This window comes from Variovorax sp. Varisp53, from assembly GCF_059491555.1.
In genome coordinates this window covers 1,699,053-1,723,703 of the sequence record NZ_CP168512.1, presented here as the reverse complement: position 1 = coordinate 1,723,703, position 24,651 = coordinate 1,699,053, and the positions used below count along the sequence as shown (strand labels likewise).

The 24,651-nt window shown below is 69.8% G+C and carries 28 protein-coding genes; 17 read left to right on the top strand and 11 right to left on the bottom strand.

All coding sequences use genetic code 11. The annotated features are described in order from the left end of the window. The first annotated feature begins 55 nt into the window (after positions 1-55). From ACEOAB_RS07905 to ACEOAB_RS07890, 4 genes are all read left to right on the top strand, one after another. A complete protein-coding gene (locus tag ACEOAB_RS07905) occupies positions 56-964 on the top strand; it encodes a 2-dehydro-3-deoxygalactonokinase (protein ID WP_413749714.1) in 909 nt (302 codons plus the stop codon). Further along, the gene (locus tag ACEOAB_RS07900) at positions 961-1,602 is read left to right on the top strand and encodes a 2-dehydro-3-deoxy-6-phosphogalactonate aldolase (protein WP_413749715.1); all 642 of its coding nucleotides are present in this window, start codon (positions 961-963) and stop codon (positions 1,600-1,602) included. The genes ACEOAB_RS07905 and ACEOAB_RS07900 overlap by 4 nt, the downstream gene beginning before the upstream one ends. Beyond that, entirely contained in the window at positions 1,602-2,375 is a 774-nt protein-coding gene (locus tag ACEOAB_RS07895) for an aldolase (RefSeq protein ID WP_413749717.1), read from the top strand. The genes ACEOAB_RS07900 and ACEOAB_RS07895 overlap by 1 nt, the downstream gene beginning before the upstream one ends. 194 nt (positions 2,376-2,569) lie before the next feature. Then, positions 2,570-2,890, top strand: a complete 321-nt coding sequence (locus ACEOAB_RS07890; RefSeq protein WP_495653579.1) for a hypothetical protein — start codon at positions 2,570-2,572, stop codon at positions 2,888-2,890. 45 nt (positions 2,891-2,935) lie between these two features. Here the strand turns inward: ACEOAB_RS07890 and ACEOAB_RS07885 are convergent, their stop codons facing one another. The 4 genes from ACEOAB_RS07885 to ACEOAB_RS07870 form a co-directional block, all read right to left on the bottom strand. Then, a complete protein-coding gene (locus ACEOAB_RS07885; RefSeq protein ID WP_413749716.1) occupies positions 2,936-3,649 on the bottom strand; it encodes an SDR family oxidoreductase in 714 nt (237 codons plus the stop codon). Between the two features lie 89 nt (positions 3,650-3,738). Further along, on the bottom strand, positions 3,739-5,157 hold the full coding sequence (locus ACEOAB_RS07880; RefSeq protein WP_495653578.1) for an MATE family efflux transporter: 1,419 nt from the start codon (positions 5,155-5,157) through the stop codon (positions 3,739-3,741). Between the two features lie 18 nt (positions 5,158-5,175). Further along, on the bottom strand, positions 5,176-6,489 hold the full coding sequence (locus ACEOAB_RS07875; protein WP_413750910.1) for an MFS transporter: 1,314 nt from the start codon (positions 6,487-6,489) through the stop codon (positions 5,176-5,178). A 108-nt stretch (positions 6,490-6,597) separates the two neighbouring features. Then, positions 6,598-7,053 carry a MarR family winged helix-turn-helix transcriptional regulator gene (locus ACEOAB_RS07870; RefSeq protein WP_413750909.1) on the bottom strand — a complete coding sequence of 152 codons (456 nt, stop codon included), beginning with the start codon at positions 7,051-7,053 and terminating at the stop codon, positions 6,598-6,600. A 75-nt stretch (positions 7,054-7,128) separates the two neighbouring features. Here ACEOAB_RS07870 and ACEOAB_RS07865 point away from each other — a divergent pair, with 75 nt between their 5' ends. From ACEOAB_RS07865 to ACEOAB_RS07820, 10 genes are all read left to right on the top strand, one after another. Beyond that, positions 7,129-7,677: a PaaI family thioesterase gene (locus ACEOAB_RS07865; RefSeq protein WP_413750908.1), complete on the top strand. Its 549-nt coding sequence runs from the start codon at positions 7,129-7,131 to the stop codon at positions 7,675-7,677. 3 nt (positions 7,678-7,680) lie between these two features. After that, positions 7,681-8,610, top strand: a complete 930-nt coding sequence (locus ACEOAB_RS07860; protein WP_495653577.1) for a LysR substrate-binding domain-containing protein — start codon at positions 7,681-7,683, stop codon at positions 8,608-8,610. 77 nt (positions 8,611-8,687) lie between these two features. Beyond that, positions 8,688-8,963: a DUF4242 domain-containing protein gene (locus tag ACEOAB_RS07855; protein WP_413750906.1), complete on the top strand. Its 276-nt coding sequence runs from the start codon at positions 8,688-8,690 to the stop codon at positions 8,961-8,963. 48 nt (positions 8,964-9,011) lie between these two features. After that, the gene (locus ACEOAB_RS07850; protein WP_495653576.1) at positions 9,012-10,868 is read left to right on the top strand and encodes an AfsR/SARP family transcriptional regulator; all 1,857 of its coding nucleotides are present in this window, start codon (positions 9,012-9,014) and stop codon (positions 10,866-10,868) included. Between the two features lie 77 nt (positions 10,869-10,945). Further along, positions 10,946-12,001 (top strand): Fe(3+) ABC transporter substrate-binding protein, encoded by a 1,056-nt coding sequence (locus tag ACEOAB_RS07845; RefSeq protein ID WP_413751205.1) that lies wholly within the window; start codon positions 10,946-10,948, stop codon positions 11,999-12,001. Between the two features lie 89 nt (positions 12,002-12,090). Beyond that, a complete protein-coding gene (locus tag ACEOAB_RS07840; RefSeq protein WP_495653575.1) occupies positions 12,091-13,773 on the top strand; it encodes an ABC transporter permease in 1,683 nt (560 codons plus the stop codon). Continuing rightward, positions 13,770-14,453 carry an ABC transporter ATP-binding protein gene (locus ACEOAB_RS07835; RefSeq protein ID WP_495653574.1) on the top strand — a complete coding sequence of 228 codons (684 nt, stop codon included), beginning with the start codon at positions 13,770-13,772 and terminating at the stop codon, positions 14,451-14,453. The genes ACEOAB_RS07840 and ACEOAB_RS07835 overlap by 4 nt, the downstream gene beginning before the upstream one ends. Positions 14,454-14,558: 105 nt before the next feature. Beyond that, the gene (locus tag ACEOAB_RS07830) at positions 14,559-15,248 is read left to right on the top strand and encodes a glutathione S-transferase family protein (protein ID WP_413750687.1); all 690 of its coding nucleotides are present in this window, start codon (positions 14,559-14,561) and stop codon (positions 15,246-15,248) included. 63 nt (positions 15,249-15,311) lie between these two features. Further along, positions 15,312-15,725: a lactoylglutathione lyase gene (gene gloA / locus ACEOAB_RS07825; RefSeq protein WP_042672808.1), complete on the top strand. Its 414-nt coding sequence runs from the start codon at positions 15,312-15,314 to the stop codon at positions 15,723-15,725. Next, complete coding sequence (locus tag ACEOAB_RS07820) at positions 15,725-16,258, top strand: DUF1697 domain-containing protein (RefSeq protein ID WP_413750688.1); 534 nt, start codon at positions 15,725-15,727, stop codon at positions 16,256-16,258. Before gloA ends, ACEOAB_RS07820 begins: the two co-directional genes overlap by 1 nt. Here the strand turns inward: ACEOAB_RS07820 and ACEOAB_RS07815 are convergent, their stop codons facing one another. The 4 genes from ACEOAB_RS07815 to ACEOAB_RS07800 all read right to left on the bottom strand — a co-directional run bounded on the left by ACEOAB_RS07815 (position 16,259) and on the right by ACEOAB_RS07800 (position 20,379). Further along, on the bottom strand, positions 16,259-16,987 hold the full coding sequence (locus tag ACEOAB_RS07815) for a haloacid dehalogenase type II (RefSeq protein WP_056587430.1): 729 nt from the start codon (positions 16,985-16,987) through the stop codon (positions 16,259-16,261). 2 nt (positions 16,988-16,989) lie between these two features. Then, entirely contained in the window at positions 16,990-17,625 is a 636-nt protein-coding gene (gene eda / locus ACEOAB_RS07810; protein ID WP_413750689.1) for a bifunctional 4-hydroxy-2-oxoglutarate aldolase/2-dehydro-3-deoxy-phosphogluconate aldolase, read from the bottom strand. A gap of 154 nt (positions 17,626-17,779) precedes the next feature. Then, on the bottom strand, positions 17,780-19,621 hold the full coding sequence (gene edd / locus ACEOAB_RS07805) for a phosphogluconate dehydratase (protein WP_495653573.1): 1,842 nt from the start codon (positions 19,619-19,621) through the stop codon (positions 17,780-17,782). A gap of 200 nt (positions 19,622-19,821) precedes the next feature. After that, positions 19,822-20,379 (bottom strand): OmpA family protein, encoded by a 558-nt coding sequence (locus ACEOAB_RS07800; RefSeq protein ID WP_495653572.1) that lies wholly within the window; start codon positions 20,377-20,379, stop codon positions 19,822-19,824. Positions 20,380-20,514: 135 nt separating this feature from the next. On the opposite strand from ACEOAB_RS07800, the gene ACEOAB_RS07795 reads away from it, so the two are divergent. After that, positions 20,515-21,219, top strand: coding sequence for a gamma-glutamylcyclotransferase (locus ACEOAB_RS07795; protein WP_413751445.1), 705 nt, complete (start codon positions 20,515-20,517; stop codon positions 21,217-21,219). Continuing rightward, complete coding sequence (locus tag ACEOAB_RS07790) at positions 21,216-21,755, top strand: superoxide dismutase family protein (RefSeq protein ID WP_495653571.1); 540 nt, start codon at positions 21,216-21,218, stop codon at positions 21,753-21,755. The genes ACEOAB_RS07795 and ACEOAB_RS07790 overlap by 4 nt, the downstream gene beginning before the upstream one ends. A gap of 19 nt (positions 21,756-21,774) precedes the next feature. Here the strand turns inward: ACEOAB_RS07790 and ACEOAB_RS07785 are convergent, their stop codons facing one another. Next, positions 21,775-22,335 carry a nucleotidyltransferase family protein gene (locus ACEOAB_RS07785; protein WP_414930034.1) on the bottom strand — a complete coding sequence of 187 codons (561 nt, stop codon included), beginning with the start codon at positions 22,333-22,335 and terminating at the stop codon, positions 21,775-21,777. A 38-nt stretch (positions 22,336-22,373) separates the two neighbouring features. On the opposite strand from ACEOAB_RS07785, the gene pdxH reads away from it, so the two are divergent. Beyond that, positions 22,374-23,027 (top strand): pyridoxamine 5'-phosphate oxidase, encoded by a 654-nt coding sequence (gene pdxH, locus ACEOAB_RS07780; protein ID WP_413750241.1) that lies wholly within the window; start codon positions 22,374-22,376, stop codon positions 23,025-23,027. A 12-nt stretch (positions 23,028-23,039) separates the two neighbouring features. Here pdxH and ACEOAB_RS07775 read toward each other — a convergent pair whose 3' ends face one another. Further along, entirely contained in the window at positions 23,040-24,248 is a 1,209-nt protein-coding gene (locus tag ACEOAB_RS07775; protein ID WP_495653830.1) for an OmpA family protein, read from the bottom strand. Next, complete coding sequence (locus ACEOAB_RS07770) at positions 24,245-24,622, bottom strand: hypothetical protein (protein ID WP_056587412.1); 378 nt, start codon at positions 24,620-24,622, stop codon at positions 24,245-24,247. The genes ACEOAB_RS07775 and ACEOAB_RS07770 overlap by 4 nt, the downstream gene beginning before the upstream one ends. Positions 24,623-24,651: the final 29 nt, after the last annotated feature.

Sequence of the window (24,651 nt, the reverse complement as noted above, 5' to 3'; positions counted from 1 at the left end):
CCCGGTGCCCTGTGTACGCACCCCGAAACAAATCCTCAAACCGCAGGCGACAGACATGACAAGACTGATAGCCATCGACTGGGGCACAAGCTCGCTGCGCGGTGCCTTGCTGGACGCCCACGGCAAGGTACTGGAAGAGCGCAGCGATGCGCGCGGCATCCTCACGGTGCCCGAGGACGGCTTTCCCGCCGTCTTCGAGTCGCTGTTCGGCGACTGGATGCGCCTGGAAGGCGCGCGCTGCCTGATCTCCGGCATGGCCGGAAGCAAGCAGGGCTGGGTGGAAGCGCCCTACTGCGCCTGCCCCGCCGGCCGCGTCGAGGTGGGCCGCAGGATCATCGACATCGACGCCCTCCCCGGTGCCAGCATCGCGATCGTGCCGGGCCTGAGCGACGAGCACGACGGCGTGCCCGACGTGATGCGCGGCGAAGAGGTGCAGATCTTCGGCGCGATGTCGATCACCGGCCTGGACGACGGCGTCTTCGTGCTGCCCGGCACGCACAACAAATGGGTCACGGTCAAGAAGGGCCGCGTCGCGGGTTTCCGCACCTACATGACGGGCGAGTTCTACGCGCTGCTGAGCCAGCATTCGATCCTGGCGCGCACGCTCGACGCGTCGGCGCCGCTCGACGAGGCCTCTTTCCTCGAAGGCGTGACCTGCTCGGAAAACGGCCACGGCCTGCTGCACAACGCCTTCGGCACGCGCACGCTGGCGCTGTTCGAACGCATGCCGAAGCAGGAGCTGTCGAGCTATCTCTCGGGCCTGCTGATCGGCGAGGAACTGCGCACGCAGTCGCTGCAGGCCGCCGGCGAGGTGATCCTCATCGGCTCGTCCGCCCTCACCCAGCGCTATGCACTGGCCCTGCGCGCCACCGGCGTCGCCACGCGCACGCTGGGGGCCGAAGCCACCTGGGCCGGACTGCACGCGCTGTCCGGTTTTCTCGACACCGACAGAACCTCCACATGACCACGCCCCTCGAAAAATTCCATGCCGCGATGCGCGAGCTGCCACTGGTGGCGATCCTGCGCGGCCTCACGCCCGCCGAAGCTGCCGACATCGGCGACGCCATCGTCGAGCCCGGCTTCCGGCTGCTCGAGGTGCCGCTCAATTCGCCGCAGCCGCTGGAGAGCATTGCGCTGATGCGCAAGCGCTTTCCGCAGGCGCTGGTCGGCGCCGGCACGGTGCTCGGCGCACAGCAGGTGCGCGAGGTGCACGCAGCCGGCGGCGAGCTGATCGTCTCGCCCAACTTCAATGCCGAGGTCATCGCCGAGGCGGCGCGGCTCGGCATGGTGTGCCTGCCGGGCGTCATGACGCCGACCGAGGCCTTCGGCGCGCTCGCGGCCGGCGCCACCGGGCTCAAGCTGTTCCCGGCCGAACTGGCCTCGCCGGCCGTGGTGAAGGCGCTGCTCGCCGTGCTGCCGGCCGGCACGCCCGTGATGCCCGTGGGCGGCATCACGCCCGCGAACATGGCCGAATGGCGTGCGGGGGGGGCGGCCGGGTTCGGCATCGGCTCCGCGCTCTACAAGCCCGGCAAGCAGGCCGCGGCGGTGTGCGACGATGCGAAGAAATTCATCGCGGCCTGGGCGGGATTGATCCAGGCCTGATCCAGGACGCAACCCAAGAACAAGGAGCCCCCTCGATGTCCGCCGATGCCGCCTACGCCAGCCCCGCCGTCAGCAAGCTGCGCGAAGACCTCGCCCTGGCCTTGCGCGCCGCCGCCCACCACGGGTTGTCCGAAGGCGTCTGCAACCACTTCAGCGTGATGCTGCCGGGCGCGCAGGACCGCTACCTCATCAATCCGCGCGGGCTGCACTGGAGCGAGATCGGTCCCGACGACATCGTGCTGATCGACGTGCACGGCGAGGTGCTCGCGGGCCGCCATCGCGTGGAGCCCACCGCCCTCTTCATCCATGGCGCGGTGCACCGGCTCACGGGCCATGCGGTCGTGATGCACTGCCACATGCCGTACGCCACCGCACTCACGATCACGGTCGACCGCGCCCTCGATCCGACCGCGAGCCAGAACGCGATGCGCTACATGAACCGCATCGCCATCGACGCCGAATACAACGGCCTCGCGCTCGACGACGCCGAGGGCGAGCGCATCGCCCGCGCGATGGCCGGCAAGGACGTGGCCTTTCTCGCGAACCACGGCGTGATCGTCGCAGGCGGCACCATCGCCCATGCCTACGACGACCTCTACTACCTGGAGCGCGCCTGCCTGCACCAGGTGATCGCACAATCGACCGGCCGTCCGCTGGTGCCGGTCGACGCGAAGCTGGCCGCGCACGTGGCGGCGCAGATCCAGGGCGAGCGCGAGCAGTCGGACCTGTTCTTCGAGGCCCTGCGGCGCATGCTGCCCGCCCCGCGCGGCTGAGCATCCGGCCGATACGGCCAATGGCCTGTCCGCGGGGCGTGTTCCGCGGTGCAAAGCCATTCACAATTGTGTCTTGACCGCGCTGCGCCCTGCGCGCACGGGCTTACAGCTCTTCATCCGATTTCGCTCCAGCCTTACAACAACTTCACACGGGGCCGCGAGGATGAGGCTTCCAACCACAACCGGGGGATCAAGTGAAAAAGCTTAGTTTCGCAATCGGCGCCGCGGCCTTGTTGTCGCTGGCCACGCTCAGCATTCCGGCGCAGGCCCAGACGGGCGGGCGCTTCATCCAGGCGCAGGTGTATGTCGTGCCCGCACCGCCACCACCGCCCCGCCACTATTACGCCCCGCCGCCCCCGCCGCGCCACTACTACGGCCCCGGCTACTACCGCGGTCCGGATCGCCACTACGGCCGCCGCTGGGACGACCGCCCGCGCTATGGCCGCAGGGACAACGACGGCGACGGCGTACCCAACCGCTACGACCGTCGGCCCATCAACCCCTACCGCTATTGACGGAGGCCCGGGCCGCGCGCCCGGGTGCTCCGTTCGGGCATCGGTTCAGGCTGCCTGTGGCGAGCCGGCATAGGGCGGCGTCGGACTCGACAGGCCCTGCTTGAGCTGCCGCGAGACCTCGTCGGCCAGAACCTCGGGCTGCCCCGCCTCCACGCCCGCCAGCGCCTGGCGCGCCACGTCATCCGGCGAGGCCTTGTCGCCTTCGGCGTGCGCGGCCATGTCGGTGTCCATGTAGCCCACATGCAGGCTCGTGACCTGCGTGCCCTGTGCGGCCAGTTCGTTGCGCAGGCCGTTGCTCAGCGACCATGCCGCCGATTTCGTCGCGCTGTAGGTCGCCACACTGGGGAAGGTGGTCCAGCTCAGCGCCGACAGCACGTTGATCATGCCGCCCCCGCCGTTGGCCGCGAGCACGGGCGCGAAAGCCTGCGCCAGCGCCCAGGGGCCGAAGAAGTTGGTTTCGAGCTCGGCGCGCGCGGCGGCCACCGCATCGGGCGAACCCAGGAAGCTGGAGCCGCGCGAGATGCCTGCGTTGTTGATCAGCAGCGTGACGTCGCCGCAGGCGCGCGCGGCCGCTTCGGCCTGCGCGGGCTGCGTCACGTCGAGCGCCACCGGCGTCACACCGGGCAGCGTGATGCTTTTCGGGTCGCGCGCCCCGCCATAGACCTTGCGCGCGCCCGCCGCCAGTGCCGCCTTCGCAAAGGCGAGCCCGAGGCCGCGGTTGGCGCCGGTGATGAAGACCACGGAGTCCTTGATTTGCATGTGAGCCTTTCGTTGGTGGAAGTCGTTGGATGCCTGCGTTCGAAGTTCGCGTGAGCCGGACGCATGAAGCGTGAAGCCCGGGGCAAGCTTCATCCGGCCTGCGCCATGCGCCGCAGCAGCCCGCCGGTGGTGCGCGGCCAGCCGATGCGGCCGAACCAGGCCCCGCCCGCGATGGCCGATGCGATCACGATGCCGTATACCGCCAGCGCCACGCCCTGCGCCGCGAACACGCCGGTGAGCCCGCCGCCCCAGCGCAGCGCGAGCCAGCCGCCCGTGCCCGCCACCGCCAGGCGCGCGATGTTGCCCAGCACCGGCCACAGCAGGCGGCCCGCGCCCTGCGACGCGAAATACAACACCAGCCCGACGCCGAAGAAGCCATACAGCGGCCCGACCACGCGCAGGTAGTGCGCGCCGGTCTCGAGCATCGCCGGGTCGTTGCCGAACAGCAGCAGCCACGGGCGCGGGAACAGCGCGGCCGCGAGTCCGATGGTTTCCGTGAGCGCAAAGGCCAGCGCCGCGCCGGTCCAGGTGGCGCGCAGCGCGCGTTCGCGCTGCCCTGCCCCCATGCAGGTGCCGACCATGGCCACCAGCGGCGCGCCGAGGCCGAACACCAGCGGCACCAGCAGGTATTCGAGCCGCGAGGCCGTGCCGTAGCCGGCCAGCGCGCCCGAGCCGAAATGACCTGTCAGCGCGGTGGCAATACCGATCGACAGGTTGGTCGCCACCGTCGACACCGCGCCCACCAGCCCGATGCGCAGGATGTCGCGAAACAGCGGCCAGCGCAGCTTCAGCGCGGCCAGCGTGGGCCGCAGCAGGCTGCGCGGCGAGCGCAGGTAGACGATCAGCGCGATGGAGCCCAGCAGGTAGTACAGCAGCAGTGCCATCGCACCGCCCGCAATGCCCATGCCCGGCAACGGTCCGATGCCGAAGATCAGCAGCGGCGATGCGGGAACGAGGAACACCACGCCCGCCACCGTCACGTTGGCCGGCACCGACATGTTGCCGGTGCCGCGGATGATGGCCGAGAGCGAATTGAAGAGCCACACCAGCGTCGCGCCCGCGAACACCCAGTGCGAGTAAGTGAGCGCAGCCTCGAGCGCCGGCCCCGTGCCGCCCATGGCCCCGTAGAGCCAGCGCCCGCCCAGCAGCAGCGCCAGCGTGAAGCACAGGCCGAAGCCCAGCGCGATGACGATGGCATGCCACACCAGCGCATCCGCATCGTCTTTGCGGCGCGCGCCGAGTGCGCGCGCGATCGACGAGGCGATGCCGCCGCCCATCGCGCCGCTGGAGGTCATCTGCATCAGCATCACGATGGGAAACACCAGCGCCATGCCGGCGAGCGCATCGGTGCCGAGCTTGCCGACGAAGTAGGTCTCGATGAGGCCGACGGAGGCCTGTGCCAGCATCACCAGCACATTGGGCGCCGCGAGGCGCAGCAGGGTGGGCACGATGGGCGCCTCGAGCAGGCGGCGCGTGCGCGGGTCGAGCTCGGTGTGGGCTGTCGTCATGTCGGGGGCTCCGCGCGCTCAGGCCCGTGCCGCGGCGGACGCGACCTGCGCACCAGCCTTCGCCGCCGGACGGCGGATCATCATCACGACCACCGCCGCCACCAGGCAGGCTGCGCCGGCCGCGTAGAGCGCCGGTGTGTAGGTCAGCAGCAGCGTGCGCGCGAAGCCGGCGCCGTAGGCGGCCGTGGCGGCGCCCAGCTGGTGCGCGGCAAAGACCCAGCCGAACACCAGGCCCACCTTGGCGGGGCCGAAGGCGGCGCCCGCGAGCTTGACGGTCGGCGGCACGGTGGCGATCCAGTCGAGGCCGTAGAACATCGCGAAGATGCCCAGGCCGTAGATGGTGAACTCCGAATGCGGCAGCCAGAACAGCGACAGGCCGCGCAGGCCGTAGTACCAGAAGAGCAGCTTGCGGTTGTCGTAGCGGTCCGAGAGCCAGCCCGAGAGGATGGTGCCGACGAAGTCGAAGGCTCCCATCATGGCGAGCACCGAGGCTGCGGGCACTGCGCTCATGCCGTAGTCGCCGCACAGCGAGATGAAGTGCGTCTGCACGAGCCCGTTGGTGCTCAGGCCGCAGATGAAGAAAGTGGCGGCGAGGATAAGGAAGGTGCGGTTGGTCGAAACTTCCTTCAATACGCGAAACGGCGTGGCGAAGTTCATCGCCGGCGCGGCAGTGGCAGGCGCGGCCGGCTGAGTGCCGGGCAACTCGCCGTAGGGCAGCAGGCCGAGGTCCGAAGGCCGGTTGCGCATGAGGCACAGCGCCAGCACGCCGATGAGGATGCTGCCGGCCACGATCGGCACGATGGCCGAGCGCCAGCCCCAGTGCTCGATCATCCAGGCCGCGAGCGGCAGGAAGGCCAGCTGACCGGTGGCCGAACTGGCCGTGAGCATGCCGACGACGAGGCCGCGCCGCGCGACGAACCAGCGGTTGGCCACCACCGCGCCGAGCACCAGCGCCGTCATGCCGGTGCCCAGGCCCAGCATCAGGCTCCACAGCACGAACAGGTGCCACAGCTGCGAAGCCATGGTGACCAGCGCCATGCCCAATCCGACCAGCGCGAGGCCGGTGCAGACCACGGCGCGCAGTCCGTAGCGCTCCATCAGCACCGCGGCGAACGGCCCCATCAGGCCGAACAGCGCGAAACGAAGCGCCAGCGCCGACGAGATCTGCCCGGTGCTCCAGCCGAACTCCTTGCCCAGCGGCTGCAGCATGGCGCCCGGCAGGCCCAGCGCGGCCGACATGGTCAGCATGGTGAGGAAAGTGATGGCGGCGACGATCCAACCGTAGTGAATGCCGCGGCGCTGCAGCCATGCGGAGACGGGAGTGGCGAACATGGGACCTCTGCTGTTGGAATTGAATGTGAGGAGAAGCAAGAAACGAAAACGGAATCCGCGCGCGGCCTCGGACGCGATGGGTGAAGGCTTGCGGTTGGAAGGAAAGGGTCAGTCTTCGGCGTCGGGCTCGTCCTCCGCGCCCAGCAGTTCCATCGACTCGTCGATCAGCCGGTGCAGCGCGAGCACGCGCTCGACGCCCAGCAGCGCATTGAGTTTTTGCTGCGCCGCCTTCCAGTGCAGCTGCGCCTCGCGGCGCTTGGCATCGCCCTCTTCGGTGATCTGCACCAGCCGGCTGCGCGCATCGGCGCCGGCGCCCAGCGAGATCCAGCCCGCGGCGATCAGCGGCTGCAGGTTGCGGCTCAGGGTCGAGGCGGTCATCTTGAGTTCGCTTGCCAGGTCGACCGGACGCGAGGGCCCGAGCCGCGCCAGATTCGACAGCAGCGAGTACTGTGTGGTCTTGAGGCCGCTCTTCGACACCTCGGCGTCGTAGTGCTGCGAGAGGCGGCGCGAGAGCTGGCGCACCTTGAAGCTGGTGCAGCCGCGTGGCTTGGCGAGGGTGTCCATGGGGTATTATTGTAGCTGCAACTATTGCATATGCAACTTAACCCTCCAGGCAACCCGGACAGGAGAACACCCGGCATGACGCAGAACCCCAGCCAGCTCGACGCATGGATCGCCGAAGAGCGAAAGATCACCGAACGCCTCGAAGCCGGTCCGGGCCCCGGCCTCGCCCGCCCCGACCAGATCGCGGGCAAGACCGGCCTCGAGATGATGCAGGCGATGCTGAACGGCGAGATTCCCTTTGCAGCCATCGCCAGGACGCTGGACTTCACGATCCTCGAAGTGCGCCCGGGCGTGGCCATCTTCCAGGGCACGCCGCTGCCGCAGCACCTGAACCCGCTGGGCACCATCCATGGCGGCTGGGTCGCCACGGTGCTCGACTCCGCCCTGGGCTGTTCGATCCACACGATGATGCCGCCCGGGCGGGCCTACACCACCGCCGAGCTGAGCGTGAATTACGTGAAAGGCCTGACGCCCAAGGTGCAGCGCGTGCGCGCCGAGGGCAAGGTGATCCACTGCGGCCGCCAGCTGGCCACCGCCGAGGCCCGCCTCTTCGGGCCCGATGGCACGCTGTACGCGCATGCCACCACCACCTGCCTGGTGTTCGAGACGCGCCCGGCGGGCTGAGCCGTGGGAAACGAGATCCAGCCGGCCGATCTGGGCTTCTTCTGCGCGCTGGCGAGCGCCGGCAGCCTCAGTGCCGCGGCGCGCGAGCTGGGTGTCTCGACGGCGGCCGTGAGCAAGCATCTCGCGCAGATGGAAGCGCGCCTGAGTGTCAGCCTGCTCAACCGCACCACGCGGCGCATGAGCCTGACGCCCGAAGGCGAGCTCTATCTCGAGCACGCGCGCCGCATCCTGAACGACATCGACAGCATGGGCGAGATGCTGGGCGCGTCGAAGGCAACGCCGCGGGGACTGCTGCGCGTCAACGCCACGCTCGGCTTCGGCCGCAGCCACATCGCACCGCTGATATCCAAGTTCGTGCGCGAATATCCGGAGGTGGAAGTGCAGCTCCAGCTGTCGGTCAACCCGCCGCCGCTGACGGACGATTCCTTCGACGTCTGCGTGCGCTTCGGCGCGCCGCCGGATTCGCGCGTGATCGCAAGGCGGATCGCGGCCAACCGCCGCCTGCTGTGCGCCGCGCCGGCCTACATCGCCAGGCGCGGCATGCCCAAGGTGCCCAGCGACCTCGCCAGGCACAACTGCATCGGCATCCGGCAGGGCGAGGAGGCCTACGGCCTCTGGCGGCTGTCGAGCGGCCGGGGCAAGAGCGCCACCACGCAGGCCGTCAAGACACGCGGCACGCTGACGACCAACGATGGAGAGATCGCCGTCAATTGGGCGCTCGACGGGCACGGCATCCTGATGCGCGCGGAGTGGGACATTGCCCGCCACCTGCGCAGCGGCCGCCTCGTGCAGGTCCTGCCGCAGCACCACACGCCGGACGCGGACATCTACGCGGTCTACCCGCAGCGCCACCGACTCGCGGCGCGCGTGCGCGCCGTGGTCGACTACCTGGCGCTGTCGCTCGCACGGCAGGCTTCGGCCGCAGCGGGGTAACCCGCCGTCAAACGCAAGCTCAAACGCGCCGCGCCTACGGTCGCGCTCCCTTCGACTTTCTCTTCAAGGTGAGCTTCATGCCCAAATTCGTCATCGAACGCGCCATTCCCAACATCGGCGCCGCCAGCGCCGCCGAACTGCAGGCCGTGTCCCAGAAGTCGTGCGGCGTCCTGCGCGAACTCGGCCCCGACGTGCAATGGGTCCACAGCTACGTCACGGGCGACAAGATCTACTGCGTCTACAACGCGGCCAGCGAAGAGCTGGTGCGCGAGCACGCGCGCAGGGGCGGATTTCCCGCCGACAGCGTGGCGCGCGTGGTGACGACGATCGATCCGACGACTGCGGAGGCCTGACCCCACGATCCTGCTGCGCCCTGTGCCTCGCTCTGCCAAACTGCGGGCATGAGGCCCTTCGTCCAGCTTCTCGGCGTGCCGTGTGTGGTGAGCACAGACGGCCCGGTCGCGCCCATCCGGGGCCACAAGGCCTGGGGACTGCTTGCCTATCTCGCGCTCCAACCGAGCGCTGTTGCGCGGCAGCGCCTGGCCGGATTGCTGTTCGAAGACGCCGAAGACCCGCTGGCTGCGCTGCGCTGGAACCTTCGCGAACTGCGTCGGGCCCTGGGCGACTGCACGCTGCGCGGAGATGCGATCGCCTTTCCCCATGAGCACGTCGCCGGCGTGGACGTTGCCGTGCTGACGCGGGGCGACTGGTCGGACGCGTTGTCGCTCCATGGACTCGGATGCGAGCTGCTGGAAGGCCTGGGCTTTTCATCGAGCCCATCGTTCGCAGCGTGGCTGCAGTCCGAGCGACGAAGGATGCAAGCCACGTCGGAGGCCGTGCTGCGCGAGGCCGCCCTGTCCCGGGTTGCGGGCGGCGCACCGGGCGCGGCCGCCCAGCTGGCCTACCGGCTCGTCAGCCTGGACCCGCTGGACGAGAACGCGCATGTCCTGCTGGTGCGCTGCCTTGCGGCGGCGGGCGATGGGGTGGGCGCGGCGCGGCAGGCGGCCGCCTGCCGGGAACTGTTCAGGCGCCAGCTTGGCGTCGCACCCGGGCCCGCGCTGGCCGATGCACTGCACACCGTGACGGCCACGCCGACGGCCCGGCCGGCCATCGGTCGCGCGGGTGCCTTGGCGCAACTCGAGGCAGGCGAGGCCGCCATCGGCGCGGGCGTGCTCGAGGCCGGCCTGCAATGCCTGCGCCGAGCCATGGTCGACGCCGATGGCACCGGCGATCCCGCCCTGCGCACGCGCGTGCGGGTTGCGCTGGGTGGCGCGCTGGTGCACGCGGCACGCGGCCGCGACGAAGAGGGCGCCGCGGCCCTGCACGAGGCCTTGGCGATAGGCCGTGAAGCCGCGCCCGCACTGGCCGCCGCCGCATGCCGCGAACTGGGCTACGTCGAGTTCCTGCGAGGTCGCTATGAGCGCGCGCTGGCGTGGATGGCACGGGCAGAGCCATTGGCAGGCGACTCCCTTGCCGAGCGGGCCCGGATCGCCACGGTGAAGGGCTCCATCCTGAGCGACACGGCCTACTACCCGGCCGCCATGGAAACGCTGCGCGACGCCGCAGCCTGGGCGTTGGAGGCGAGCGAGCCCAAACAGGTGATCTACGCCGAGTCCATGCTGGGTCGGGCCATGATCCTGCGCGGCGAGTGGGAAGCAGCAAGGCCGATCGTCGACCGTGCCGTCGACCAGGCAGGCCGGTTGTGGACCGCCTTCCTTCCCTGGCCCTTGTCCTTTCGCGCCGAAATCGATCTGAGCGACGGCCAACTGGAGTCGGCCGCGGAGCGCTTCGAGCACGCCTTCGCGCTGGGATGCCAGTTGGGCGATCCGTGCTGGGAAGGCATAGCCGGCCGCGGCCTCGGATTGGTCGCGATGGCGCGCGGCGACGCTGCGCGCGCGGAGGAAATCCTGCTGGACACACTGGCTCGCTGCACCCGCCCGCCGGACGCCTACCTGTGGGGCGAGGCCTATGTGCTCGAGGCGCTTTGCCGCCTTGGCGTGTCGCGGCGCACGTCGCCGATCCGCCGGCAGGTGGACGAGTTGATGGACATCGCCGCACGAACCGGCATGCGGGAACTCGTGGTGCGGGCCCACCTCCTTCGCGCCGCCCTCGACGATCCGGATGGGGCAGTGGCCGCACGAACCCTGGCCACAGACATCGACAATCCGGCGCTCACGGCGCTGACGCTGGACATCGCTTCGCCTGGAGTAGGCCTTCGCCCTGTAAGTCCAAACAGCTCACACCTCCGTCGACAGTGATAATTGTTCGCATCGGCGACGCAGGCCGCGCCGCCGATGTATTCACAAGAACACATCACCGTCCTGGAGGATCTTTCATGACCGAACGCCCCGGCGCTCAATTCCGCGCCGCGCACGCACTGATCTGCGCCGCCACCGCGTGGCTCGCCACCACCGCTCTGCCCGCCCATGCCGCGAACGACGAACTCACGCTCTACACGACGCGCGAGCCCGCGCTGATCCAGCCGCTGATCTCCGCCTTCAGCGCGCAGAGCAACATCAAGGTCAACACCGTGTTCGTGAAGGACGGCCTGCTGGAGCGCGTCAAGGCCGAAGGCGCCCGCTCGCCGGCCGACGTGCTGATGACCGTGGACATCGGCGCGCTGATGGACCTGGTCGACGGCGGCGTGACGCAGCCCGTGAAATCGCCCGCGCTCGAATCGGCCATTCCAGCCAACCTGCGCGGCGCCGACGGCCAGTGGTTCTCGCTCTCGCTGCGCGCGCGCGTGCTCTATGCCGACAAGGCCCTGCCGCTCGCGAGCTTCCGCTACGAAGACCTCGCCAGCCCGAAGTACAAGGGCAAGGTCTGCATCCGCGCCGGCCAGCATCCCTACAACACCGCGCTGGTCGCCGCGCTGATCGCGCACGACGGCGAAGCCAAGGCCGAGCAGTGGCTGCGCGGCGTCAAGGCCAACCTGGCGCGCAAGGCCACGGGCGGCGACCGCGACGTGGCGCGCGACATCCTCGGCGGCATCTGCGACGTGGGCCTGGCCAACTCGTACTACGTCGGCCAGATGAAGAGTTCCAAGGAAGGCACCGACGCGCGCAAGTGGGGCGACGCCATCAAGGTGGTGCGCCCGACCTTCGCCAAGAGCGGCGGCACGCACGTCAACATCAGCGGCGCGGCCGTGGCGAAGAACGCGCCGCAGCGCGCCAACGCGGTCAAGCTGCTCGAGTTCCTGGTGTCGGAGCCGGCGCAGGCGCTGTATGCGCAGACCAACTACGAGTACCCGGTGCGCAAGGGCGTCGCGCTCGACCCGATCATCGCGTCGAGCATCGGCGAGCTGAAGGCCGACCCGCTGCCCGTGGCCGAGATCGCCAAGTACCGCAAGCAGGCCAGCGCGCTGGTCGACAAGGTCGGCTTCGACCAGTAGCGTTGGCTCGCCCCCAGGCTGCGGCCCGGCGAAGCCGGTTCCACGGTGTTCCTGGAAGAAGCGCGCACGATGGAGAAGCCTTGTTCCGCATGACCATCAACGGTCGGCATGAGGGCCTGCGCGCAGCAAGCCCGGCGTGGCGCTGCGCGTCGTTCCTGATCGCCGTCGGCGTGCTCGCGCCGGTGCTCACGCTGGCGTGGCTCGCCTTCGGCTCGGGCCTCGGGCACTGGGGGCCGCTGTTCGCGCACGTGCTGCCGCAAGCGGCGCTCAACACGGCCATGCTGCTTGCGGGCGTGGGCGTGCTGGTGCTGGTGATCGGCACCGGCTGCGCGTGGCTGGTGACGGCGCATGACTTCCCCGGCCGCGGTGTGCTGCACTGGGCGCTGCTGCTGCCGCTGGCGATGCCGACCTACATCGTCGCCTTCGCGTACCTCGACCTGCTGCACCCCATCGGCCCCGTGCAGGGCGCGATCCGCTGGGTGCTGGGCTTCGACAGCCCGCGCCAGTTCCGCCTGCCCGATCTGCGCTCGATACCGGGTGCGATCTTCGTGCTGGGCTTCGTGCTCTATCCGTACGTCTACATGACGGCGCGCGCGATGTTCATGACGCAGCCGGCGCACCTGATGGAAGCGGCGCGCACGCTCGGCGAAAGCCGGCGCGGCGCGTTCTTCCGCGTGGCGCTGCCGCTGGCGCGGCCGGCGCTGGCCGTGGGGCTGAGCCTCGCGCTGCTCGAGACGCTCAACGACATCGGCGCCTCGGAGTTCCTCGGCGTGAACACGTTGACGGTGGCTGTCTACACGACGTGGATCACGCGCTCCGACTTGGCGGGGGCTGCGCAGATCGCCTGCGCGATGCTGTTCGTGGTGGTGGCGCTGGTCTGGCTCGAACGCAATGGCCGGCAGCACCAGCGCTTCGGCTCGGCGCAGCGCATGCGCGCGGTGCAGCCGCGGCGGCTGCACGGTGGCGCGGCCTGGGCCGTCAGCGCGGCGGCGGCGCTGCCGGTGCTGATCGGCTTCGTGGCCCCTGCGCTCTACCTCGTGCGGGAAAGTTTCAAGCGGCTGCATCAGGGCGGCGGCATTTCCCAAGGCCTGGTCGCGAGCCTCGGCAACACGCTGGCGCTGGCTTCGGGTGTCACCGCGGCCACGGTCGCGGCGGGGCTGGTCGTCGCCTGGGCCTCGCGCAGCCAGGGCGCGGGCCTCGCCAACCGCGCACGATGGCAGGCGCGTGCGGCGACGCTGGGCTACGCGGTGCCGGGCACGGTGCTGGCCATCGGGCTGCTCACGCCAGCACTGGCCTTCGACAGCGCGCTCGCCACGGCATTCGGATGGCAGGGCCTGCCGCTCATGGGCGCAGGCATCGTGCTGGTCGTGGCCTGCGCGATCCGCTTTCTCGCGCTGCCGGTCGGCGGCATCGAGGCCGGCCTCGCGCGCATTCCTCCCGCCATCGAGCAGGCTTCGCGCCTGCTCGGCGAAACCACCGGCGGCACGCTGCGCCGCGTGCACCTGCCGCTGCTGCGCCCCGCCATCGCCACGGGCGCGCTGCTGGTGTTCGTCGATGCGATGAAGGAGCTGCCGGCCACGCTGCTGCTGCGGCCCGCCAATTTCGACACCCTCGCCACCTGGCTCTACGCCGAGGCCGCGCGCGGTACGTATGAAGAAGGCGCGATTGCCGCGCTCGCCATCGTGCTGGCCGGCCTGCTGCCCGTCCTGCTGCTCGCGCGCAACCAGCTGGGCGCGCCTTCGGTCGCACCCGGCCTCGACCAGACACCATGAGTTCCCCCCTGCACCTCGACGCGATCCAGCTCGCATACGACACACCGCGCGGCCCGCACACGGTCGTCGACGGTTTCTCGCTGGCATTGGACGCCGGCGAAATCGGCTGCCTGTTCGGCCCTTCGGGCTGCGGCAAGACGACGGTGCTGCGTGCCATCGCAGGCTTCGAGCCCGTGCGCGCCGGCACGGTCCGGCTCGGCGACGTGCTGCTCTCGTCCGCGCAGAAGCACCTGCCGCCCGAGCAGCGGCACGTGGGCATGATGTTCCAGGAGTACGCGCTGTTCCCGCACCTGTCGGCCGCGAAGAACGTGGCCTTCGGCCTGCGCCGGCTCGACCGCACGGCGCAGCAATCGCGCGTGGCGGAAATGCTGGCGCTGGTCGGCCTCGACGACGCGGGCGAACGCTATCCGCACGAGCTCTCCGGCGGCCAGCAGCAACGCGTCGCGCTGGCCCGCGCGCTCGCGCCCTCGCCCGCCCTGCTGCTGCTCGACGAGCCGTTCTCCAACCTCGACGGCGGCACGCGCGAGCGGCTGGCCGCGGAGGTGCGCGGCATCCTCAAGCAGGCTGGCCAGACCGCCATCCTCGTCACGCACAACGAGGCCGAGGCGCACGCCATGGCCGACCGCATCGGCGTGATGCACGGCGGGCGCATCACGCACTGGCTCGACGCAGCGGCATAGCACACGAGGCCCGTTTTCCGAATGGGCTTTCCGGGAAAAGGTTGTTCGGGACCGCAAGAATCGCGGCCTTCCAGACACATCCATCACCCAGGAACGGAAAGCCCCATGACGCAAGCCCTCACCCTCGTCAGCCACCTGCTGTGCCCGTATGTCCAGCGCGCCGCGATCGCGCTGCATGAAAAAGGCGTGCCCTTCGAGCGCGTGGTCATCGACCTCGCGAACAAGCCCCAGTGGTTTCTCGACATCTCGCCGCTCGGCAAGGTACCGCTGCTGAAGGTTCACAAGCCCGACGGCAGCGAGGCCGTGCTGTTCGAGAGCAACGTGATCTGCGAGTACCTCGAGGAGACACAGCCCGGCGCCCGCCTGCACCCCGAAGACCCGCTCGAGCGCGCCGAACATCGCGCGTGGATGGAGTTCGGCTCGGCCATCCTCGGCGACCTCTGGGGTTACGAGACCACGCAGGACGCGGCCGTGTTCGAGCAGAAGCGACTGGCGCTCGTCGCCAGGTTCGAGCGCGTGGAGTCGGCGCTGGCAGCCTCGGGAGAAGGTCCCTACTTCGCCGGCCAGAACTTCAGCCTCGTCGATGCGGTCTTCGCACCGGTGTTCCGCTACTTCGAGGTGTTCGACGCGATCAGCGACTCGCATGTCTTCGACGCACTGCCCAGGGTCAAGGCCTGGCGCAAGGCGCTGGCGGCCCGCCCCAGCGTGCGCGATGCGGTGGTGCCTGAATATCCCCAGCACCTGATGGAATTCCTGAAGCGCCACCAGGCCCACCTGCTGACACTGGCGGCTTGATCGCCGCGGCGGGAGGCAGACAATAGCGGCCTCCCTTTCTTCACGCCCAACGGCCCCCACGAGATGCGACTCCTCCACACCATGCTGCGCGTCGGCAACCTCCAGCGCTCCATCGACTTCTACACCAAGGTGCTCGGCATGAACCTGCTGCGCACCTCGGAGAACCCCGAGTACAAGTACAGCCTCGCCTTCATCGGCTACGGCAAGGGCAACCCCGAGCAGGCCGAGATCGAGCTCACCTACAACTGGGGCACCGAGAGCTACGAACTGGGCACCGCCTACGGCCACATCGCGCTGGGCGTGCCCGACGCGTACGCGGCCTGCGAGAAGATCAAGGCCGCGGGCGGCAACGTGACGCGCGAGGCCGGGCCGGTCAAGGGCGGCACCACCGTGATCGCGTTCGTGACGGACCCCGACGGGTACAAGATCGAACTGATCCAGCGCGACGAAGGCGCCGCCGGCGGCGGCCTGCGCTGATGACCCGCCGCGTTGCCCTGCTGCGTGGCGTGAACGTCAACGGCATCGCGATCAAGAGCGCCGACCTGAAGGCGCTGTTCGCGGAAGAACTCGGCTTCGCCGCGGTGCGCACCGTGCTCGCCAGCGGCAACGTGCTGTTCGACACCGACGAGCGCGATGCCGACGCATTGCGCAAGCGCATCGAGCAGGCGCTGCGCAAGCGATTCGGCTACGAGGCGTGGATCGTGCTGCTCACCCAGAAGCAGGTGGCCGACGTGGCCAAGGCCTATCCCTTCGAGCGCATCGACGACGAGCGGCATCCCTATATCGTGTTCGGCTCGGACACCGCGATGCTCGACGAGATCGTGGAGAAGGCCGGCACCGTCGATACCGACGTCGAACAGCTGAAGCCCGGCAAGGGCGTGCTGTACTGGCAATGCCCGCGCGGCGAAAGCCTCGATACGCCGGTGGCCAAGCTGCTGGCCAAGACGCGCTACAAGTCCAGCACCACCACGCGCAACCTGCGTACGGTGGAGAAGCTGCTCACCGGCTGATCAGCAGCCGAGCAGGTCGGCCAGCGCCTCGATGTCGCGCGCATGCAGGTTGTTGTCCGGCTGCGGTGACACGTCCTTCGGCTTGGCGCGGCCGAATTCGTACGGACGCTCGATGTAGGCCGTCTTCAGGCCGCACACGCGCGCGGCGGCCAGGTCGTCGTGGTGCGCGGCGGCCAGCATCACCTGACCGGGCGTTGCATCGAACACACCCGCCACGCCGAGGTAGGTGCGCGGATCGGGCTTGTAGGCCTTGAACACCTCGGCCGACAGCACGCAGTCCCAGGGCAGGCCCGCGCGCTTCGCCATCTCGGTGAGCAGGCCGATGTTGCCGTTCGACAGCGTGCAGATGGTGAACTTCTTCTTGAGCCGCGTGAGCCCCGCCACCGAATCGGGCCAGGCCGGCAGGCGATGCCAGGCGCGGCTCAGGTCGCGCCTGGCGGCCGTGTCGAGGCGCTCGGACAGGCCGAAATCGCGCAGCACCTGTTCGAGCATGCTCAGGTGCAGCTCGTCGAGCAGCGTGAAGCCGCCCTCGCCCGCGGCAATGCGCTCCATCACGGCCTTCATCGCGGGCTGGTAGCCCGCACGCCACGCCAGCGCGAAGGCCGCGCCGTCCACGCCCGGCAATGCGCGCTCGGCCTCGGCGGCAATGCCGCTGTGCCAGTCGACCACCGTGCCGAAGACGTCGAACGCGATGACCTTCAGGTCGCTCGCGTCGAAATCGGCGCGCATGATCAGCGCGGCAGCTGGCTCGCGGCGCGTGCCAGTTGCTCGATGCGAGCCCAGTCGCCGTCGCGGATCGCGTCGGTCGGCACGATCCACGAACCGCCCACGCAGGCCACGTTCGACAGCGCGAGGAACTCGGCCGCGTTGCCCGCCTGGATGCCGCCCGTCGGGCAGAAGGTGACGTCGCCGAACGGACCCTGCCAGGCCTTGAGCATCGGCAGCCCGCCGGCCTGCAGCGCGGGGAAGAACTTGAGCTGGGTGTAGCCGTCTTCCTGCGCCATCATGATCTCGCTGCCGGTGGCCACGCCGGGCAGCAGCGGCAGGCCGAGGTCGTGGCAGGCCTTGCCGACCGCACGCGTGTAGCCCGGGCTCACGCCGAACTTCGCGCCGGCCAGCGCCGAGGCCTGGGCATCGGCCGCGCTACGGATGGTGCCGGCACCGGCGACCGCCTCGGGCACTTCCTTGGCGATGGCTTCGATGCACTGCAGCGCCTGCGGCGTGCGCAGCGTGACTTCGAGCATGCGGATGCCGCCGGCCACCAGTGCACGAGCGAGAGGGACGGCGTCTTTCACGTCGTTCAGCACGATGACCGGAATGACCGGCGCATCGCGCATGACTTCGAGGGCGGTGAGTTTCTTTGTCATTTCATAGCTCCATTACGTCAAGCACGCGATCCTGAAAATCGCGGTGCTCAATTCCAGAAACACCGCGGAACCGGCTTTGCCGGGCCGCCGGTGTTGCCCCGGAAGGGGGTTGGCGAAGCGACACGAAGTGCGCGCAGCCTGGGGGCGAGTCCGATTACAGCCATGAGCAGGCTCCTTCTTCAGCGGTCAATGCATTGCGGCGCATGCCGGCGAACAGTTCGCGGCCGAGGCCGTGTCCATCGGCGATGCGCTGCGCTTCGGGCAGCGTCGCGGTTTCGCGCGCAGCCCATTCGTCTTCGGGCAGCAGCACGGCCAGCGTGCCCGCGACCGCGTCGAGGCGGATCAGGTCGCCGTCGCGCACCTTGGCGAGCGGGCCGCCCGCAGCCGCTTCGGGCGAGACGTGGATCGCGGCCGGTATCTTGCCCGACGCGCCGCTCATGCGGCCATCGGTGACCAGCGCCACGCGGAATCCCTTGCCCTGCAGCACCGACAGCGGCGGCGTGAGCTTGTGCAGCTCGGGCATGCCGTTGGCCTGCGGGCCCTGCCAGCGCACCACGCAGACCACGTCGCGCTCGAGTTCGCCGGCGGTGAAGGCCTTGTGCAGCGCGGCCTGCGAGTCGAACACGCGCGCGGGCGCTTCGATGACATGGCGGTCGTCGGGCACCGAGGACACCTTGATGACGCTGCGACCGAGGTTGCCGCCCAGCAGCCTGAGGCCGCCGGTGGCACTGAACGGATTCGCGACCGTGCGTGTGATGGCTTCGTTCTTCAGCGGCGCCGCGGGGCTCCATTGCAGGCGCTGTTCGGCGTCATCGCCCACCAGCGCCGGGATGTTCGCGTATTCGCGGATGCCGCCCGCACGCACCGTCAGCACGTCGGCATGCATGAGGCCGGCGTCGACCAGCTCGCCGATCACGAGGCCGGGGCCGCCCGCGGCCTGGAACTCGTTCACGTCGGCGCTGCCGTTGGGGTACACGCGGCTCAGCAGCGGCACCACGTCGGAGAGCTTCGAGAAGTCGTCCCAGTCGATCACGATGCCGGCGGCGCGCGCCACGGCCACCCAGTGGATCAGGTGGTTGGTGGAGCCGCCCGTGGCCAGCAGCGCGACCATGGCATTGACGATGCAGCGCTCGTCCACCATCTCGCCGATCGGCGGGCACTGGAAGGAAATGTCGCTCGCCTTGCCCAGCACCGTGCGCACCGCTTCGCGCGTGAGCGTCTCGCGCATCGCGTCGCCGGGCTGGATGAAGGCCGTGCCGGGCACGTGCAGGCCCATGGCCTCGAGCAGCATCTGGTTGCTGTTGGCGGTGCCGTAGAAGGTGCAGGTGCCCATCGTGTGATAGGCGGCCATCTCGGCATCGAGCAGGCCCTGGCGGCCCACGAGGCCTTGCGCCGCCTGCTCGCGCACCTTCGACTTGGCATTGTTCGACAGGCCCGAGGGCATCGGGCCGGCGGGCACGAACACGGTCGGCAAATGGCCGAAGTGCAGCGCGCCGATCAGCAGGCCGGGCACGATCTTGTCGCACACGCCGAGCAGCAGTGCGCTGTCGAACATGTCGTGCGTGAGCGCGACCGCCGTGCTCATGGCGATCAGGTCGCGGCTGAACAGGCTCAGCTCCATGCCGGGCGTGCCCTGCGTGACGCCGTCGAACATGGCGGGCACGCCGCCGGCCACCAGCGCGGTGGCGCCGAGGCGCCGGGCCTCGTGCTTGATGATGTCGGGGTAGCCCTGGTACGGCGCGTGGGCCGAGAGCATGTCGTTGTAGGCGGTGACGATGCCGATGTTGGGCGCGCGCTCGGCCACCACGCGGAACTTGTCGTTCGCCGGAATGCCGGCCACGGCGTGCGCCACATTGGCGCAGCCCATGCGGTCGGAGCCGCGGTCGCGGTCGCGGATTTCGGCGAGGCGGGAGAGGTACGCGCTGCGCAGCCCCTTGCTGCGCTCGCGGATGCGATCGGTGACGTCGCGGACGATGGGGTGTGTGCTGCTGCTCATGGGGTCGGTGGCTCTTGCTGCGTGCCGCCAGGGCGGCTGTAGGCCTGGAGACCCATGGTAACAAGCCGGGCACGAAAGCCCGATGAAATCCGGGTGCCCGCCAATACGAATCCACTCATCCGCGCCCCTGCAGGGAGGCACCCATGAAAAAGCCCGGCGTCACCGGGCTTCTTCTTGTTCTTGCAGCCGATGCGCAGCGCTCAGTCCACCAGCTTCACCTCGACGCGGCGCGCCTCGGCGTTGTTGCCCGAGCCGGCTGTCACGGCGGGCCTCTGCAGGTCGACCTTGGCCGCGGGCACGCCCAGGCCCACGAGCACGTCGCGCACCATCTCGGCGCGCTTCTTCGCGAGCTGTTCGTTGATGGCGGCATCGCCGGTGGTGTCGTGGAAGCCCGAGACCACCGCCTTGCGGCCGCTCTCGACGCCCTTGATGACCGCGGCCAGCGCCTCGGCGGCGCCGGGCGCGAGGTCGGCGCTGCCGGTCGCGAAGTAGAAGTTCACCACGCCATCGACCACGCGGATGCTTGCGCCGTCGGGGATCGTGACCGTCACGGTCTCGGTGACCTCGGCCACCTTGGGCGCGGCGCCGGGGGCCGGCGCCGAGATCACCACCGCCGGGGCGGCGGCGGCGGCCCGCACGGCCGCCGGGTTGTGGCCCTTGTGCCAGAGCACGATGCCAACCACGAAGAAGATCACCAGGGCGATCAGCGCCATGACGAATCCGAGGATGAAATTCTGCTGGCTGTCGTCATCGCTCATCGGGGGTCTTGCTCCATAGGGAAGGGGTAGGTAAATAATGGTGCGGTGAACCATGATCAGGAAATTGTAGGTGGCGGTCCCGGCATCCCCATGTCGGACCCTGCGCCGAACCCCGGTCCGCCGGGACTCGACCCCATGCCCAAACCCCTGCGCGATCCGCAGCCGATGCTCGAGCGCGCCATCGCCGACTGGGGCGGGCATGAGGATCTCTGGCTCTTCGGCTATGGCTCGCTGATCTGGCGGCCCGAGTTCGACTTCGTCGAGCGGCGCCAGGCCTGGGTGCGCGGCTGGCACCGCGCGCTGAAGATGTGGAGCCGCGTGAACCGCGGCAGCGTCCAGGTGCCCGGCCTCGTGTTCGGATTGCTCTCGGGCGGCAGCTGCCGTGGCATGGTGTTCCGCGTGCCCAGGGCCGAGGGTCTGGAAACGCTGCGCCGGCTCTGGCTGCGCGAGATGCCGACTGGCGTGTATGACCCGAAATGGCTGCGCTGCGGCACAGCCGAGGGGCCCGTGCGCGCGCTGGCGTTCACGCTGTCGCGGCGCAGCCCCAACTTCACGGGCGAGCTCAGCGACGAGCGTTACCGCCACATCTTCGCCAACGCCGTCGGCCGATATGGCACGTCGCTCGACTACGCGCGCCAGACGCTGCTCGAACTGCAGCGCCACTCGATCCACGACGCGGCGCTGGCCCGCCTGGTGGCGCTGGCCGCCGTTCAGGAACAGCAGCGCCAGCAGCAAACCGAGGCCGCCGCCGATTGCGGGGCGCCGCAGCCTCCGGTATATGTTCCGGGGTCTTCAGACCCTTCTTCCCAACCTTCCGAATCGTCCAAGGAAAACACATGACCCAACGTCGTCTCGCCGCCGCCGGTGCCGCCCTCCTCGCCTCCGCCCTTCTCGCCGCCTGCGGCAGCATGGGCGGCAAGCCGAGCACCGCCGTCGAGCTGGTGCCGACCGGCGCCATCACGCCCAACCCGACGCGCGGCACGGTGACCTTCGCCGCGCTCGACCACGGCGCGCGCGTGTCGGGCGAAGTGCGCGGGCTGGTGCCGGGCAGCGAGCACGGCTTCCACATCCACGAAAAGGGCGACTGCGGCAACAACGGCGACGCCTCGGGCGGCCACTTCAACCCGACCGGCGGCACGCACGGCAAGTTCGCCGCCGCGGGCAGCCATGCCGGCGAGTTGCCGAGCCTGGTGGCCGATGCCAGCGGCGTGGCCCGCTTCAGCGTGGAAGACCACTCGATCTCGCTGACGGACGGCGCCGCCAACAACGTGGTGGGCCGCGCCCTGGTGGTGCACCGCGACCGCGACGACTACACGACGCAGCCGTCGGGCAACTCGGGCCCGCGCATCGCCTGCGCGGTGATCACCAAGCCCTGATCGAAACGGGCGGCAAAAGCTAGGCGCCCTCGCGCGCCAGCCACAGCGCCTCGGCCTGCGCCAGCGCCTCGGGGGTGTCAATGTCGGTGACCACGCCGACGTCGTCCACCACCAGGTCGGCCACCGAATCGATCGCACGCATCGACCGCAGGATGGACGATGCGCCGAGGCTTCCCTCCAGCATGGCGAGTTGCGCGCCGCACCCGGCGGCAAAGCCCACCGGATGGCCGCGCTCGCCCCGGTACTGCGGCTGCACGGCATTCACCCGGCCGCCGAGGGCGGCTGCAACAGCCTGCAGCGTCGCGGGCTGCACCAGCGGCAGGTCGCCCGGCAGGATCAGCCAGCCCGCCGCATCGGGCGTTGCGCGCACCGCGGCCGCGATCGAATCGCCCATGCCGGGGTGCCCCGCATCTTCCACATGCCACGGCAGGCCGCTGGCGCGCACCGCGTCGAGCGTGCGCTCCAGCACCGGCCTGCCGGCAAGCAGCGCCTTCAGCTTCGAGCCCGTGCCGCCGGCCGCGATGAAGCGTTCGCCGCGGCCCGAGGCCAGCACGATCACCACCGGGGAATTCGCCTTCATGGTCGTCATGGGCCGAGTATGTGCGCAACAATCCCGGCATGACCTCCTCCCTCTCCAATGACGCATTGGCGGCGCTGCGCAAGAGCTACGAGCGCGCCGAACTCGGCGAAGCCCACAGCGCGGGCGATCCGCTGAAGCAGTTCGAGCGTTGGCTCACCGAAGCCATCGACGCGCAGGTGCCCGAGCCCAATGCGATGACGCTGTGCACCGTGGGCAGCGACCTGCGGCCGTCCAGCCGCATCGTGCTCATCAAGGGCTACGACGCGCGCGGCATCGTCTGGTACACCAACTACGAGAGCCGCAAGGGCCGCGAGCTGTCGGGCAATCCGTATGCGTCGCTGCAGTTCCACTGGGTCGAACTCGAGCGCGTGGTGCGCATCGAGGGCCGCGTCGAGAAGGCAGGCCCCGAAGAGAGCGACGCCTACTTCGCGAGCCGCCCGCTCGACTCGCGCATCGGCGCCTGGGCCAGCCCGCAGAGCGAGGTGATCAGCGGACGCGACGTGCTGGTGAAGAACGCCGCCGTTGCCGCGGCCAAGCACATGCTCTCGCCACCGCGCCCGCCGCACTGGGGCGGCTACCGGCTCGTGCCCGATCGCTGGGAGTTCTGGCAGGGCCGCAAGAGCCGGCTGCATGACCGGCTGCGCTACCGGCTCGAAGGTGCGGACTGGGTGCGCGAGCGCCTGGCTCCGTGAGGCGGATCGTCGTCAGGCCTCACACCCCACAACTTTGAACTCGACGCGCCGGTCCAGCGCGTCGCTCGCATCGTCTGCCCCCGTGCCGACGATGTTCTCGCGGAAGCCCATGCCCGATTCGCGCAGCTTCTTCGACAGGGGCGCCGCCTCGCCCACCAGCCGGGTCTTCACGCTCACCGCGCGCTGCAGCGACAGCCGCTCGTTCACCGCCTCCGAGCCCGTGCGGCTCGTGTGGCCCGTGACCACCACGCACGAATCGATCTGCGCCGCCTGCCGCGCGATCTGGCGCAGCCACATCGGATAGGCGGCGCTGATCTTCGGATCGGCGAGGAAGTCGGTCGAGCCCGGCTTGAACAGGAACTTCACGCTCAGGTTGTTGGTTTCGAGCCCCAGCCGCGCGATGGTGCCGAAGGTCTTCTCGGCATCGGCCGTGCGGCCGAGTTGCGACTGCGTGAGGTACAGCCCGCTGTAGATGCGCAGCTGCTGGCCGTCGGGCCGCTTCGATGCGGCCTCGTAGCGGCCGAGCGCCTCGCTCATGCGGCCGGCCTCGTAGGCGGCGGTGGCCTCCTGCAGCACGGTCGAGGTCGGCAGGCGCTCCAGGTACAGCGCGTCCGCGGCCTGGCCGGGCTGGGTCTCGGCGGTGCGGATGTAGCCCTCGACGCCGCGGTCCTTGCCATTCACCGGGCTGTCGCGGAAGAAGGCGGTGGGCCGTGTGTCGAGCGTGGCGTCGCTGATGCGCGTGACCGACTGCGCGATCACCATGCCGCTGCGGATCTCGGTCAGCGCAAGGTTCAGCCGGTACGGTGCGCCCGAGGCGTCCCTGTCGCGCACCAGCGTGCCGTTGAGCACGTACTGCGCGCTGCCGATCTCGCTCGCGTTGAAGGGCGTGACGGTGAACTGCCTGAACTGCGCCTGCATGCGCTGCACGATGCGTTGCTCGGCCACGCGCGTCACCTCGGTCTGCTGGCCGCTCGCGCCTTCGAGCAGCGGGTCGATCACGATGCGGCGCTGCGTGAGCGTCGACTCCACCTTGGCCAGGAAGGCCGGCAGTTTCTGCGTCTGCACCATCAGGTCGTCCACCGCCTGGTTCACGGCCTGGTCGAAGGGCATGGCGTTGCCCGGCGCGGGGCGGTGCGCGCAGGCGGCGGCAAGCACGGCGGCGCACAGCGCGAACGCGCGCAGCGCCAGGCGAACTCGTTGGGTGGTGGTGGTCGTCATCAGCATTGGCTCCTCAATGTCTTCATGTCCTGGTCCGACAGCGGCTCGCCCACGGCGGCGCGCATGTTGATCTCGCTGCAGCGTTTCGAAGGCACGGGGTGCCGCTCGACGGGTTCGCGATGCGCCTCGGGCGCCGGCGCCGCGGTGGCGGTGATCTGCGGTCGCGGCTTCGGCACCGGCCGCACGACGGCGGGCTTGGGCTCAATCTCCTGTGCCGGCGGTGCCTCCGCCGGCACAGGAACGGCCAGGCAGGGCGTGCGGCACGGCTTGGCCTCGCCCGCCGCATGCGCGCGTGCGCCGTGCAGCGCGATCACCGTCGCGACCACCGCCGTCACTGCAAGGGCAAGGGGCGAAACACGCGCCGGATAGATCGTCATCAGCCGGCAAATGTAGGGGCGCGAACGCC

Coding starts and splice junctions, on each gene's coding strand:
- ACEOAB_RS07905 (WP_413749714.1), top strand. CDS start 56: ATGACAAGACTGATAGCCATCGACTGGGGCACAAGCTCGCTGCGCGGT.
- ACEOAB_RS07900 (WP_413749715.1), top strand. CDS start 961: ATGACCACGCCCCTCGAAAAATTCCATGCCGCGATGCGCGAGCTGCCA.
- ACEOAB_RS07885 (WP_413749716.1), bottom strand. CDS start 3,649: ATGCAAATCAAGGACTCCGTGGTCTTCATCACCGGCGCCAACCGCGGC.
- ACEOAB_RS07880 (WP_495653578.1), bottom strand. CDS start 5,157: ATGACGACAGCCCACACCGAGCTCGACCCGCGCACGCGCCGCCTGCTC.
- ACEOAB_RS07875 (WP_413750910.1), bottom strand. CDS start 6,489: ATGTTCGCCACTCCCGTCTCCGCATGGCTGCAGCGCCGCGGCATTCAC.
- ACEOAB_RS07870 (WP_413750909.1), bottom strand. CDS start 7,053: ATGGACACCCTCGCCAAGCCACGCGGCTGCACCAGCTTCAAGGTGCGC.
- ACEOAB_RS07865 (WP_413750908.1), top strand. CDS start 7,129: ATGACGCAGAACCCCAGCCAGCTCGACGCATGGATCGCCGAAGAGCGA.
- ACEOAB_RS07855 (WP_413750906.1), top strand. CDS start 8,688: ATGCCCAAATTCGTCATCGAACGCGCCATTCCCAACATCGGCGCCGCC.
- ACEOAB_RS07850 (WP_495653576.1), top strand. CDS start 9,012: ATGAGGCCCTTCGTCCAGCTTCTCGGCGTGCCGTGTGTGGTGAGCACA.
- ACEOAB_RS07845 (WP_413751205.1), top strand. CDS start 10,946: ATGACCGAACGCCCCGGCGCTCAATTCCGCGCCGCGCACGCACTGATC.
- ACEOAB_RS07840 (WP_495653575.1), top strand. CDS start 12,091: ATGACCATCAACGGTCGGCATGAGGGCCTGCGCGCAGCAAGCCCGGCG.
- ACEOAB_RS07835 (WP_495653574.1), top strand. CDS start 13,770: ATGAGTTCCCCCCTGCACCTCGACGCGATCCAGCTCGCATACGACACA.
- ACEOAB_RS07830 (WP_413750687.1), top strand. CDS start 14,559: ATGACGCAAGCCCTCACCCTCGTCAGCCACCTGCTGTGCCCGTATGTC.
- gloA (WP_042672808.1), top strand. CDS start 15,312: ATGCGACTCCTCCACACCATGCTGCGCGTCGGCAACCTCCAGCGCTCC.
- ACEOAB_RS07820 (WP_413750688.1), top strand. CDS start 15,725: ATGACCCGCCGCGTTGCCCTGCTGCGTGGCGTGAACGTCAACGGCATC.
- ACEOAB_RS07815 (WP_056587430.1), bottom strand. CDS start 16,987: ATGCGCGCCGATTTCGACGCGAGCGACCTGAAGGTCATCGCGTTCGAC.
- eda (WP_413750689.1), bottom strand. CDS start 17,625: ATGACAAAGAAACTCACCGCCCTCGAAGTCATGCGCGATGCGCCGGTC.
- edd (WP_495653573.1), bottom strand. CDS start 19,621: ATGAGCAGCAGCACACACCCCATCGTCCGCGACGTCACCGATCGCATC.
- ACEOAB_RS07800 (WP_495653572.1), bottom strand. CDS start 20,379: ATGAGCGATGACGACAGCCAGCAGAATTTCATCCTCGGATTCGTCATG.
- ACEOAB_RS07795 (WP_413751445.1), top strand. CDS start 20,515: ATGCCCAAACCCCTGCGCGATCCGCAGCCGATGCTCGAGCGCGCCATC.
- ACEOAB_RS07790 (WP_495653571.1), top strand. CDS start 21,216: ATGACCCAACGTCGTCTCGCCGCCGCCGGTGCCGCCCTCCTCGCCTCC.
- ACEOAB_RS07785 (WP_414930034.1), bottom strand. CDS start 22,335: ATGAAGGCGAATTCCCCGGTGGTGATCGTGCTGGCCTCGGGCCGCGGC.
- pdxH (WP_413750241.1), top strand. CDS start 22,374: ATGACCTCCTCCCTCTCCAATGACGCATTGGCGGCGCTGCGCAAGAGC.
- ACEOAB_RS07770 (WP_056587412.1), bottom strand. CDS start 24,622: ATGACGATCTATCCGGCGCGTGTTTCGCCCCTTGCCCTTGCAGTGACG.